The organism is Pseudomonas sp. PDM22 (assembly GCF_014851965.1).
In the GTDB taxonomy this organism is placed as follows: Bacteria; Pseudomonadota; Gammaproteobacteria; order Pseudomonadales; family Pseudomonadaceae; genus Pseudomonas.
In genome coordinates this window covers 708,851-721,158 of sequence record NZ_JACVAR010000002.1, presented here as the reverse complement: position 1 = coordinate 721,158, position 12,308 = coordinate 708,851, and the positions used below count along the sequence as shown (strand labels likewise).

General features: G+C 67.4%; 10 protein-coding genes. All 10 read right to left on the bottom strand.

Going from position 1 to position 12,308, the window contains the following annotated elements; genetic code table 11:
* Positions 1–40: 40 nt before the first annotated feature.
* The 10 genes from IB255_RS08960 to IB255_RS08915 all read right to left on the bottom strand — a co-directional run bounded on the left by IB255_RS08960 (position 41) and on the right by IB255_RS08915 (position 12,271).
* On the bottom strand, positions 41–757 hold the full coding sequence (locus IB255_RS08960) for a TetR/AcrR family transcriptional regulator (RefSeq protein WP_081518178.1): 717 nt from the start codon (positions 755–757) through the stop codon (positions 41–43).
* Between the two features lie 349 nt (positions 758–1,106).
* Positions 1,107–2,612: a lysine--tRNA ligase gene (gene lysS, locus IB255_RS08955; protein WP_081517829.1), complete on the bottom strand. Its 1,506-nt coding sequence runs from the start codon at positions 2,610–2,612 to the stop codon at positions 1,107–1,109.
* Positions 2,613–2,694: 82 nt separating this feature from the next.
* Positions 2,695–3,790, bottom strand: a protein-coding gene (prfB, locus tag IB255_RS08950) for a peptide chain release factor 2 (protein ID WP_138212621.1) whose coding sequence is annotated in 2 segments (ribosomal slippage) — positions 2,695–3,717 and positions 3,719–3,790 — 1,095 coding nt in all. Because the reading frame shifts where the segments join, the coding sequence is not laid out codon by codon here.
* A gap of 119 nt (positions 3,791–3,909) precedes the next feature.
* A complete protein-coding gene (locus IB255_RS08945) occupies positions 3,910–4,920 on the bottom strand; it encodes a response regulator (protein ID WP_139791560.1) in 1,011 nt (336 codons plus the stop codon).
* A 38-nt stretch (positions 4,921–4,958) separates the two neighbouring features.
* Entirely contained in the window at positions 4,959–5,966 is a 1,008-nt protein-coding gene (locus IB255_RS08940) for a chemotaxis response regulator protein-glutamate methylesterase (RefSeq protein WP_081517827.1), read from the bottom strand.
* Positions 5,963–8,242 (bottom strand): hybrid sensor histidine kinase/response regulator, encoded by a 2,280-nt coding sequence (locus IB255_RS08935; protein WP_081517826.1) that lies wholly within the window; start codon positions 8,240–8,242, stop codon positions 5,963–5,965. The genes IB255_RS08940 and IB255_RS08935 overlap by 4 nt, the downstream gene beginning before the upstream one ends.
* Entirely contained in the window at positions 8,239–8,940 is a 702-nt protein-coding gene (locus tag IB255_RS08930; RefSeq protein WP_192210101.1) for a chemotaxis protein CheW, read from the bottom strand. Before IB255_RS08930 ends, IB255_RS08935 begins: the two co-directional genes overlap by 4 nt.
* A complete protein-coding gene (locus IB255_RS08925; RefSeq protein WP_192210100.1) occupies positions 8,933–10,168 on the bottom strand; it encodes a CheR family methyltransferase in 1,236 nt (411 codons plus the stop codon). The genes IB255_RS08930 and IB255_RS08925 overlap by 8 nt, the downstream gene beginning before the upstream one ends.
* A complete protein-coding gene (locus tag IB255_RS08920) occupies positions 10,165–10,677 on the bottom strand; it encodes a chemotaxis protein CheW (protein WP_151186239.1) in 513 nt (170 codons plus the stop codon). The genes IB255_RS08925 and IB255_RS08920 overlap by 4 nt, the downstream gene beginning before the upstream one ends.
* Positions 10,652–12,271, bottom strand: coding sequence for a methyl-accepting chemotaxis protein (locus tag IB255_RS08915; protein WP_151186238.1), 1,620 nt, complete (start codon positions 12,269–12,271; stop codon positions 10,652–10,654). Before IB255_RS08915 ends, IB255_RS08920 begins: the two co-directional genes overlap by 26 nt.
* Between the last annotated feature and the right edge of the window lie 37 nt (positions 12,272–12,308).

The window sequence follows — 12,308 nt, the reverse complement described above, 5'->3', positions numbered from 1 at the left end:
AACCCCGCCGGATGGCGGGGTTGGAATGCAGCAGCCGGGGCTACAGGCCCATCACCAGATCGAGATAGCGGCTAAGGATGGCACGCATTTCCTCGATCTGCAGGTGGTCGGCCCCGTCCAGCAGGCCCTGATACTCCATCTGCAGGATGATGGCCGTCAACACCCGGGCATCCTGTTCGGGCTGTCTGGAACCGAGCACTTCGAAGAAATGCACCACGCCCAGGGAAAGAATCCGCCGGTGACGCTGTGCCAGATCGCTGAGGCTGGGGTTGAGCAGCGCTTCCTGGCGGAAGGCCTGTTCGGCCAGCAGGTGCTCGCGGCGCTCGTTGAGCTGGACCATGACGTACTGGATCGCCAGCTCGACGATATTGGCCGTCAGCTCGCGGCGAGCCAGCGGGTCGTCCTGGCCGAGGCCGGCGGCCATGGCTTGGAGATCGCCCTCGACGCTGCTCCAGAAGGTCGACAGGGCTTCGGCGCTGCGTTCGACGAAGAGCGCGAAGGTGTCGGTGATGAGGTCCTGGATGTCCTTGAAGTAGTAGGTGGTGGCCGATAGCGGCACACCGGCCTCGGCGGCCACGGCGCGGTGGCGCACGGCGCGGACGCCATCACGCACGATGATCCGCAGGGCGGCGTCGAGGATCGCCTGGCGGCGCTGCTCGCTGCCCTGGCGGCTGGCCTTGCGGCCCTGGTATTTGACACTTTCTGCGATGGCGCTGGCGACTTGCGCTGCGCTGTCTCGCGGGGACACTTGGGTCACTGGCATTACCTCCGGCGGCGCGACCTGATGGCTCATTGTTCGAGCTTTTCTGTGGGAAAACAATTGCCGCTTTGCAGCTGCGACACCGGCGCACGGAACGGGCCGCGAGGCAGAGCAGGCGGCTGGGAATCAGGCCTGGGAGTGAGACGTGCCACAGCGTGGCCGAGCCACGGCGGCAGGCATGCATTTCGTCGGATGGTATACCGCAAGTTTCCCACCCGTTTGTAGGAGCGAGCCATGTCCGCGAACGCACGCATGGCACGCTCCTACAGGTTGACTCCGGCGCCGCCAGACAGCGCGGAAACGAAAAAGGCCGCCCGAGGGCGGCCTTTCTCTCCTGTTCCTGCGCTTACGCCTGCGGGCGCATGTGCGGGAAGAGGATGACGTCGCGGATCGACGGCGAGTTGGTCAACAGCATCACCAGGCGGTCGATGCCGATGCCTTCACCGGCGGTGGGCGGCATGCCGTATTCGAGCGCGTTGACGAAGTCGGCGTCGTAGTGCATCGCCTCGTCGTCACCGGCGTCCTTCTCCTTGACCTGCAGCATGAAGCGCTCGGCCTGGTCTTCAGCGTCGTTGAGCTCGGAGTAGGCGTTGGCGATCTCGCGGCCACCGATGAACAGCTCGAAGCGGTCGGTGACGCTCGGGTCGTTGTCGTTGCGGCGGGCCAGCGGGGACACTTCGAACGGGTACTGGGTGATGAAGTGCGGCTGCTCCAGCTTGTGCTCGACCAGTTCTTCGAAAATCATCACCTGCAGCTTGCCCAGGCCTTCGTGGCCGAGGACCTTGGCGCCGGCCTTCTTGGCGATGGCGCGGGCCTTCTCCAGGTCGGTCAGGTCAGCCGCGGTGAGCTCCGGGTTGTACTTGAGGATGGCGTCGAACACGGACAGGCGGGCGAACGGCTCGCCGAAGTGGAAGACCTTGTCGCCGTACGGCACGTCGGTGCTGCCGAGCACGGCCTGGGCCAGCTCGCGGAACAGCTCTTCGGTCAGGTCCATGTTGTCTTCGTAGTCGGCGTAGGCCTGGTAGAACTCGAGCATGGTGAACTCGGGGTTGTGCCGGGTCGAGACGCCTTCGTTACGGAAGTTGCGGTTGATCTCGAAGACCTTCTCGAAGCCACCGACCACCAGGCGCTTGAGGTAAAGCTCCGGGGCGATACGCAGGAACATGGCCATGTCCAGCGCGTTGTGGTGGGTTTCGAAGGGCTTGGCCGCCGCGCCGCCGGGAATGGTCTGCAGCATCGGGGTTTCCACTTCGAGGAAGCCGCGATCGGACAGGAAGCGACGGATGTGGGCGATGACCTGGGAACGCACGCGGAAGGTGTGGCGGGTTTCCTCGTTGACGATCAGGTCGACGTAGCGCTGGCGGTAGCGCTGCTCGGTGTCGGTCAGGCCGTGGTGCTTGTCCGGCAGCGGGCGCAGGGACTTGGTCAGCAGGCGCACGTTGGTCATCTCGACGTACAGGTCGCCCTTGCCGGAACGGGCCAGGGTGCCTTCGGCGCCGATGATGTCGCCCAGGTCCCAGGTCTTGATCTCGGCCAGGGTCTCTTCGGGCAGGGTCTTGCGGTTCACGTAGACCTGCAGACGGCCGCTGCTGTCCTGCAGGACGATGAAGGAGCCGCGGTTGAGCATGATGCGACCGGCAACCTTGACCGGGATGGCAGCTGCTTCCAGCTCTTCCTTGGTCGCGGTTTCGTACTGTTTCTGCAGGTCCGCGAAGTAGTTCTCGCGGCGGAAGTCGTTGGGGAAGGCGATGGCCTTGGCTTCACGCACGGCGGCAAGCTTTTCCTTGCGCTGGGCGATCAGCTTGTTTTCTTCCTGTTGCAGTTCGGTAGCGTCGAGTTGTTGGTCGCTCATGGTCGTCTATCTGCCTGGCGTCTTGATCAATAGGGGTTACTGGCGGGAGCGGGCCGCGCGGCCCGCCCCGCAGGGGGTGCTGTTACAGGCCTTGTTTCAGGCTGGCTTCCAGATACTCGTTCAGGTCGCCGTCGAGCACCTTGTCGCAATCGCTGCGTTCCACGCCGGTACGCAGGTCCTTGATGCGCGACTGGTCGAGCACGTAGGAACGGATCTGGTGACCCCAGCCGATATCGGACTTGGTGTCTTCCAGCGCCTGCGAGGCGGCGGTGCGCTTCTGCATCTCCTGCTCGTACAACCGGGCCCGCAGCATCTTCATGGCGGTGTCCTTGTTGGCGTGCTGGGAGCGTTCGTTCTGGCACGCCACCACGGTGTTGGTCGGCACGTGGGTGATACGCACCGCGGAGTCGGTGGTGTTCACGTGCTGACCGCCCGCGCCGGAGGAGCGGTAGGTGTCGATGCGCAGATCGGCCGGGTTGATCTCGATCTCGATGTTGTCGTCGATTTCCGGCGACACGAATACCGCGGTGAACGAGGTGTGGCGACGGTTGCCGGAGTCGAACGGGCTCTTGCGCACCAGGCGGTGCACGCCGATCTCGGTGCGCAGCCAGCCGAAGGCGTATTCGCCCTTGATGTGCACGGTGGCGCCCTTGATGCCGGCGACTTCGCCCTCGGACAGCTCGACGATCTCGGCGCTGAAGCCGTTCTTGTCCGCCCAGCGCAGGTACATGCGCAGCAGCATGTTGGCCCAGTCCTGGGCTTCGGTGCCGCCGGAGCCGGCCTGGATGTCCAGGTAGGCGTTGTTGGGGTCCATCTCGCCGCTGAACATGCGGCGGAACTCGAGCTTCTCGAGAATCTCGCGCAGGCGCTGGACTTCGGCCTCGACGTCGCCGACGGCGCCCTCGTCATTCTCCTCGACCGCCATGTCGAGCAGGTCGCGGGAGTCGGCCAGACCGCCGGTGAGCTCGTCGAGGGTCTCGACGATCTGCGCCAGCATGGCGCGCTCGCGGCCCAGGTTCTGGGCGTATTCGGGCTTGTTCCAGACCGCCGGGTCTTCCAGTTCGCGGTTTACTTCGATCAGACGATCATGTTTCAGATCGTAGTCAAAGATACCCCCGAATCGAATGGGTACGGTCGGAGAGGTCCTTGATGCTGTTGAGGATCGGTTGGATTTCCATGGCGGGCATCTCTCACGGGTAAAGGGCGTAGAAAAGCCGGCAAGTATACGTGATTTTTCGGCGCCCTTTCAGGCTTTACGACAAAGCACGCTCACCGTTTCCGCGCCCTCCCCGCCCGTTCAGCCGGCGATGGCCACCTGGTTGCGCCCGCCGTGCTTGGCGTTGTAGAGCGCCTGGTCGGCCAGTTCGATGAGCTGGCGGCAGGCCTGCCCGGCCTGGGGAATCAGGGTCGCCACGCCGATGCTGATGGTCAGCGACGAACCCGGTGTCGGCAGCTCGTGGCGGATGTTCAGGTCCTGCACCAGGCGCCGCAGCTTCTCCGCCAGCAGTCGCGCGCCGCCGGGCGAGGTGTTGGGCAGGACCATGACGAACTCCTCGCCGCCGTAGCGCGCCGGCAGGTCAGAGGGGCGGCTGGCGCTGGCGCGGATGGCCCCGGCCACCTGGCGCAGCGCCTCGTCGCCCTGTACGTGGCCGAAGGTATCGTTGTAGGCCTTGAAGTGGTCCACGTCGATCAGCAGGATCGACAGCTGGGTCTGCTCGCGCAGGGCGCGGCGCCACTCCATTTCCAGGTACTCGTCGAAGTGCCGGCGGTTGGACAGCCCGGTGAGGCCGTCGGAGTTCATCAGGCGCTGCAGCACCAGGTTGGTTTCCAGCAGCTGCTGCTGGCTCTCGCGCAGGGCGCGGTAGGCCTCGTCGCGCTGCTGCAGGGCGAGGTAGGAGCGCGAGTGGTAGCGCACCCGCGCGATCAGTTCGATGGCGTCGGGCAGCTTGACCAGGTAATCGTTGGCGCCGGCGCTGAACGCCGCGCTCTTCACGGCCGGGTCTTCCTTGGTCGACAGGACGATGATCGGCAGGTCGCGGGTCGCCGGGTTGGCACGGTACTCGCGCACCAGTGAGAGACCGTCGGCACCGGGCATCACCAGGTCCTGGAGGATCACCGTGGGCTTGATCTGGATCGCCAGGGCGATGGCCTGGTGCGGATCGGAGCAGAAGTGGAAGTCGATGCTGGGGTCGTCCGCCAGCGCGCGGCGCACGGCTTCGCCGATCATTGGCTGGTCGTCCACCAGCAGCACCATGACTGCGGTATCGCCTGGGGTCGTCACGGGGTAGTCACTCTGGCTTGAGTTCATGGATAGGGGGTTCATGCAATCAGCTCCGTAGCCCGCGCTCAGGCGCAGACCTCAGCGAGTCGTCGGGCGATGTCGCCCAGCGCGCGAATCTCCACTGCGGCGCCGATCGCCGCCGCAGCCTTGGGCATACCGTACACGGCACTGCTTTCCTGATCCTGGGCCAGGGTCAGGTAACCTCGTTCGCGCATGTGTTTCAGGCCCTCGGCGCCGTCCCGCCCCATGCCGGTGAGCAGCACGCCGACGGCGTCGCCGACCCAGTACTCGACCACGCTGTCGAAGAACACGTCGATCGAGGGCCGGTAGATGTGGCTGCTGGGCTCGGCGGTATAGGCCAGCTCGCCGCCCTTGAGCAGGCGGATATGGTGGTTGGTGCCGGCCAGCAGCACGCAGCCCGGCTGCGGCGGCTCGCCGTTGCGCGCCAGGCGCACGGGAATCTTCGACTGGGTCGAGAGCCATTCGGCCATGCCGGCGGCGAAGACTTCGTCGACGTGCTGAACGACCACGATGGCAGCGGGGAAATCTTCCGGCAGGCGGGCGAACAGATCGGCCAGCGCCGCCGGGCCGCCGGCCGAGGAGCCGATGGCGATCAGCTTGCGCGCGCCGCTGCCCTTGCGCGCCGGCACTGCGTTGATCGCAGGCCGGCTGTCACGCGGGGCGTTGAGCCAGGCCAGGTTCTGCAGCTTGCGCAGCAGTGGGCGGGCCGCTTCAGCGGGGTCGCCGGTGCCCATGACCGGCGTGTTCACCGCGTCCACCGCGCCATTGCCCATGGCGTCGAACACGCGGCTCATGTTGCGCTCCAGGTCCACCGTCACGACGATGATCGCGCAGGGGCTCTGGGCCATGATCCGGCGGGTCGCCTCGACGCCATCCATCACCGGCATCAGCAGGTCCATGAGGATCACGTCGGGCTTGTGCGCGGCGCACATCTCCAGTGCCTCCGCGCCGTTGGCGGCGACCCAGACGATGCGGTGCGCCGGCTCGAAAGCCAGTGCGCGGCGCATCGCCTCGACCGCCAGGGGCATGTCGTTGACTATCCCTATCTTCACCCGTGGGCTCCTCCGATCAGATCGACCACCGCATCCAGCAGGGCCTCGTCGTGGAAGCTGGCCTTGGCCAGATAATAGTCGGCGCCGGCATCGAGCCCGCGCCGCCGGTCTTCTTCGCGGTCCTTGTAGGACACCACCATCACCGGCAGCGACTGCAGGCGGGTGTCGCGGCGGATCAGGGTCACCAGCTCGATACCGTCCATGCGCGGCATGTCGATGTCGGTGATGACCAGGTCGAAATGCTCCGAGCGCAGCGCGTTCCAGCCGTCCATGCCATCGACCGCCACGGCGACATCATAGCCGCGCCCCAGCAGCAGCTTGCGTTCCAGCTCGCGCACGGTGAGCGAGTCGTCCACCACCAGCACGCGCTTGCGCGCCGGGCCGGTAAGGCGACCGGTGGGGTCGATGCGTTCCAGGCGACCGGTGGCCAGGAGTTTTTCCACCGAGCGCAGCATGTCCTCGACGTCGAGGATCAGCACCGGCGTGCCGTCGTCCAGCAGCGCGCCTGCGGAGACGTCCTGCACCTTGCCCAGCCGGGCATCCAGCGGCACCACCACCAGGGTGCGCTCGCCGATGAATTTCTCCACCGCCACGCCGTAGGCGCTTTCCCGTTCGCGGATGACCACTACCGGAATCTCGTCGGGCGTGGCTTCGCCGTCGGGGCGCTGCAACAGCTGGCTGGCGGACACCAGGCCGACATGCCGGCCCTCGTGCCAGAACTGCTGGCGGCCTTCGAGCTGGACGATCTCGTCCGGCGCCAGACGGCGCATGCGCTCGATGTGCGCCAGTGGGAAGGCATAGGCTTCACCGCCAATGCTGACGACCAGGCTGCGCACCACGGACAGCGTCAGCGGCACTTCCAGGTGGAAACGCGCGCCCTGCCCGCGCACCTGTTCCATGCGGATGCCGCCGCGCAGCTGGCGCACCATGTGCTGCACGGCGTCCAGGCCGACGCCACGGCCGGACACTTCGGTGACCTGCTCGCGCATGCTGAAGCCGGGCAGGAACAGGAAGCTCAGCAGCTCTTCCTCGGTGAGGCGCGCCACGGTTTCCTCGGTGGACAGCTGGCGGCGCACGATGGCCGAGCGCAGGCGGTCGAGATCGACACCGCCGCCGTCATCCTGCAGTTCCAGCACCAACATGCCGGCGTGATGGCGGGCCAGCAGCTGGATCGTGCCCTCCTCCGGCTTGCCGTTGCGGGCACGCACTTCAGCGGACTCGATACCGTGGTCGACGGCATTGCGCAGCAGGTGGGTGAGCGGCGCCTCGAGCTTCTCCAGCACGTCGCGGTCGACCTGGGTGGTGGCGCCCTGGATGTCCAGGCTCACGGTCTTGCCCAGCGAGCGACCGAGGTCGCGGACCATCCGCGCCTGCCCGGAGAGCACGTCGGAGAACGGCCGCATGCGGCAGGACAGCGCGGTGTCGTAAAGCGACTGGGCGCGCTGGCCGGCCTTGAAACTGAATTCGTCGAGCTCGGCGATCTGCTCGCTGAGCAGTTGCTGGCACTCACCGACCAGACGGCGAGCGTCGGCCAGATAGGCCTGCGCCTCGGCGTCGAGATTCGCCGTGCTGGCGGCATCGCGAGCGCCGTCGAGCACACGACTGGCGCTGGCCTGGATGCGCTTGAGGCGCTGCAGCGAATCGAGCAGCGGCTTCAGGCGCTGGGATTCCACCAGCGACTTGCTGGAGTAATCGAGCAACTGGTTGAGGCGCTCGGCGGTCACCCGCAGCACGCGCTCGCCGGCTTCATCGCTGTCGCTGGAGCGGCGGCGCTGGGGACGTTCGGCGGGAGCCGCGGGAGCCGGCGCGGGTGGTTCGACAGCTACCGGTGCGGGCTCGGCGGGCACCGGAACAGACGGTGCCGGCTGCGCCGGGGCCTTTCCGGAAACCAGCGCCTGCAGGCGTTCGACCATGGCCGGCACGCCTTGCTGGGCCTGTTCGGCGCGCTCGGGCTGGGCGTCGGCGATATGCAGGAGGATATCGGTGCCGGCCAGCAGCGCGTCGATATGCCCGGAGGTCAGCAGCAGCCGGCCTTCCTGGGCGCCAACCAGGCAATCCTCCATGACGTGGGCGACCTGCACGCCGGCATCGAGGCCGACGATCCGCGCGGCGCCCTTGAGCGAGTGCGCGGCGCGCATGCAGGCTTCGAGCTGGTCGGCCTGGGTCGGGTTGCGCTCCAGCGCCATCAGGCCGTGAACCAGCACCTGCGTCTGGGCCTCCGCCTCCAGGCGGAACAGCTCCAGCATCGACGCGTCCTTCATCTGGTCCGGGGTCATGCGAGGCTCCGGGTGGCGGCGTCGAGCAGGGCTTCCTGGTCGAGCAGGCGGATGCTGCGGTTGCGCCACTGCATCACCCCACGGGTGAAGCGGTCGTTGGCGGCGTGGCTCTGGGACGAGGCTTCGACGATGGCCTTCTCGTCCAGCTCATGGATGCCGTCCACTTCGTCCACCGGCGAGATGATCGGTCCGCCGACCGCCGCCAGGATCAGCATGCGCGGCACGATGCGGGCGTCGTCGCGGGCGGCCGCGCGGCTGTCGAGGCCGAGCAGTTCACCCAGGGAAATGCACGCCACCAGCGTGCCGCGCACGTTGGCCACGCCCAGCAGCGCGGGCGAGCGCTGGTGCGGCAATGAATGCACCCCACAGGCCGGAGCGACCTCGGCCAGCGCGCGGGTGGGCAAGCCCAGCCATTCCTCGCCAAGGCGGAAGATCAGGTGCGGACGGCCGTCCTCGACCGCCGCTTCGTCGACTTCGACGGGCGCCAGGTGCGCGCCTTCGCTGCCCAGAGCGTAGCGATCCAGCAGGCTGATGGCCGCGGCGGCATGCACCGGACAGTTACGGCAATGGATGTACTCGGCCAGCTTCGGGCAGCTGCGGTCACCGCGCACGCCGATGCGGTTCCAGCAGTCATCCACCGTCGGCAGGTCATCGTCGATGGATGAGCCATCAATGAATGGCGGGGCGCGTTCAACCATTGCGCTTCACTCCTCGCGCGGCGCGCTCCTGCAGACGGCGGGCGCCGGCTGCATCGCCCTGGGCCGCGAGCAGCGCGGCCAGGTGTTGCAGGCTTTCCTGGTGATCGGGTTGCAGGTACAGGGCCTTGCGGTAGTACGCCTGGGCCTCGCTGCCCAGGCCCTGGGCGTCGGCCAGCAGGCCGAGCCAGTAGAAGGCTTCGGCGTTCGGGCCCTTCTCGGCCAGCAGCGCCTCGCAGCGTTGGCGCGCTTCGGCGGCCTGCCCGGAATTGGCCAGCCGGGCGATCTCCGCCAGCGCGTTGCCGGCGGCAGCAGCGGGCGGCTGACCGGGCTGGCTCGCCGGACGCGGGCGCACCGGTGCGGGCTTGGGCGGAGCCGGGCGGGGAATCGGCGGGGGCGCCGTCCAGTTCAGCGGCGCCGCACGCGGCGCCGGCTCGGCATCCTGCAATGGGAAGGCGAAGGACTGCGGCACACCCAGCGGACGCAGGCCGATACGCGACATCAGGCTGGCCTCGGCCGGGCCGATGAACAGCACGCCGTCGGGCCGCGCGAGCCGGCGCAGCACGTCCACCACCTGCTCCTGGGTCGGGCGGTCGAAATAGATCAGCAGGTTGCGGCAGAACACATAGTCATAGGGCGCTTCGCCAGCCAGCAGGCCCGGCGCGAGCAGGTTGCCGACGCGGAAGCGGACCTTGCGGCGCACCGCCTCGGCCAATTGGTAGTCGTTGCCGTCGGCGCTGAAATAACGGTCACGGAATGCCAGGTTGGAGCCACGGAACGAATTGCGCCCGTAGCGCCCCTCCTCCGCCCGCTCCAGTACCGCGCGGCTGACGTCCAGCGCGTCGACCTGGAAGGCGGCCGGCGCAAGCCCCGCATCCAGCAACGCCATGATGATGGAGTACGGTTCCTCGCCGGTGGAGCACGGCAGGCTGAGGATGCGCAGCGGCCGGGTACCGGCCAGCTCCAGCACTCGCCGGGACGCGAGGTCCGCCAGCGCGCCGAAGGATTCGGGGTAACGGAAGAACCAGGTTTCCGGGACTATCACCGCCTCGATCAGCGCCTGCACTTCCTCGGCGGAGCCTTGCAGCTGCATCCAGTAATGTTCGGCGTTGCCGCCGCTGACCTTGTTGCAGCGCTGGCGCACGGCGCGCTCGATCACGGCGTCGCCGACCGACTCGGCATCCAGGCCGATGCGTTCCTTGAGCAACTGGGCGAAGCGCGGATCGGTCATGCCGGCGCTCCTCCCGCATCCCGCAGCAGACGCGCGCGGGCTTCGTCGCTGAGCAGCTGATCGACGCCTACCCGCTGCAGCAGGCCCTGCTCGTCCTCCAGCACGGGGCCGAGGTAGCGGGCGCTGCCGTTGTCCAGTTCGTAGTCGCGGAAGGCCGCCGGATCACGGCGCAGGGTGTGAGTCGCCTGTTCGAGGATCAGCCCGAGGCGCTGCTCCGGGCCCTCGCCTGCGGCGCGGTAATGCACCAGCACCAGGCGCGTGCTGGTGCGGCGTGGCGCGCTGTGCCCGAAGGCCAGTTGGCTCATGTCCAGCACCGGCAGCAGTTCGCCGCGGTGCGGAAACAGCCCGGCCACCCAGGCCGGCGCTTCCGGCACGCGCTTGAGCGCAGGCACCGGCAGCACCTCGATGACGTCATGGACGTCCAGCGCATAGCGGTCCGCGCCCAGGCGGAACTGCAGGTACAGCCTGCCCGCCGCGGCGGCGTCAGACCTTGAAGCGGGAGACGCCATTGCGCAGTCCGTTGGCCACGAGGTTCAGCTCGTCGATGGCGAAGCTGGCCTGGCGCAGGGATTCCACCGTCTGCCCGGTGGCCTCGCCGAGCTGCACCAGCGCCTGGTTGATCTGCTCGGCGCCGGTGGCCTGGGCCTGCATACCTTCGTTGACCATCTGCACGCGCGGCGCGAGTGCCTGCACCTGCTGGATGATCTGCGAGAGCTGCTCGCCGACCTGGCCGACTTCCGAGATGCCGCGACGCACCTCCTCGGAGAACTTGTCCATGCCCATCACACCGGCAGACACGGCGGACTGGATCTCGCGGACCATCTGCTCGATGTCGTAGGTGGCCACGGCAGTCTGGTCGGCCAGGCGGCGCACTTCGGTGGCGACCACGGCGAAGCCACGGCCGTACTCGCCGGCCTTCTCCGCCTCGATGGCGGCGTTGAGCGAGAGCAGGTTGGTCTGGTCGGCCACCTTGACGATGGTGGTGACCACCTGGTTGATGTTGCCGGCGCGCTCGTTGAGGATCGCCAGCTTCGCGTTGACCAGCTCGGCGGCGCCCATCACGTGGTGCATGGTCTCTTCCATGCGCGCCAGGCCCAGCTGGCCGGAGCCGGCCAGGGTGGAAGTCTGCTCGGCGGCCGAGGACACCTCGGTCATGGTGCGCACCAGGTCGCGCGAGGTGGCGGCGATTTCCCGCGAGGTGGCGCCGATCTCGGTGGTGGTGGCGGCGGTTTCGGTGGCAGTGGCCTGTTGCTGCTTGGAAGTGGCGGCAATCTCGGTCACCGAGGTGGTCACCTGGATGGCCGAGCGCTGCGCCTGCGACACCAGGCCCTTGAGTTCCTCGGCCATGCCGTTGAAACCGGTCTCGATCACCGCGAATTCGTCGTTGCGCTCCATTGCCAGGCGCGTGGTGAAATCACCGCTGCCCATGACCTGAAGGCCCTTCACGACCTGACGCACCGGCTCGGTGATGGCGCGCATCAGCAGCAGCCCGCAGACCGCCGCGGCGACGATGGCCAGCAACAGCGAGATGAGCATGATCGCCTTGGCGGTGGCGACCTCGCTGACGATGTCGGCGGCAGCCGCGTCGGCGATTTCCTTGTTCAGCGAAATCAGCTGGTTGAGCGTCTTGCGACCGTCTTCCCACAGGGGTTCGAGACGTTCCAGCAGCAGGCGCCGGGCGCCGTCACGGTCGGTGGTGTAAAGCTGCAGGACCTGCCCCAGCAGGGCATCGTATTCGGTCGCCTGCTGCTTGAAGCGGCCGAGAATTTCCTTGTCGCGGGAATCGTTGACGGTCCGCTCGTAGAGCGCGATGCGTTCGATCAGCGCATCGTGGATAACGCGGAACTCCTGCCGGCGTGCTTCATCGTAGGGCTTGCCGTCGCTCAGGCCGACCAGCACCTGGGTCAGCAGGATGCTGTCGGTCCAGGCCGAACGCACGGTGGTCAGGGCGTAGGTGCCGGGCATGGCATCTTCGCTGACCCGCTGCGTGCTGTGCTCCACCCGCAGAAGACGGGTGTAGGAAATCACCACCATCAGCAGCATGATCGCGACGACGACGGCAAAGCTGGCCAGGATGCGTTGGCGTAGAGTCCAGTTCTTCACAGCGTTCCCCAGAAGAGTTGTGGCGTGCCGACGGACT

Coding starts and splice junctions, on each gene's coding strand:
- lysS (WP_081517829.1), bottom strand. CDS start 2,612: ATGAGCGACCAACAACTCGACGCTACCGAACTGCAACAGGAAGAAAAC.
- IB255_RS08945 (WP_139791560.1), bottom strand. CDS start 4,920: ATGAACTCAAGCCAGAGTGACTACCCCGTGACGACCCCAGGCGATACC.
- IB255_RS08935 (WP_081517826.1), bottom strand. CDS start 8,242: ATGACCCCGGACCAGATGAAGGACGCGTCGATGCTGGAGCTGTTCCGC.
- IB255_RS08930 (WP_192210101.1), bottom strand. CDS start 8,940: ATGGTTGAACGCGCCCCGCCATTCATTGATGGCTCATCCATCGACGAT.
- IB255_RS08925 (WP_192210100.1), bottom strand. CDS start 10,168: ATGACCGATCCGCGCTTCGCCCAGTTGCTCAAGGAACGCATCGGCCTG.
- IB255_RS08920 (WP_151186239.1), bottom strand. CDS start 10,677: ATGGCGTCTCCCGCTTCAAGGTCTGACGCCGCCGCGGCGGGCAGGCTG.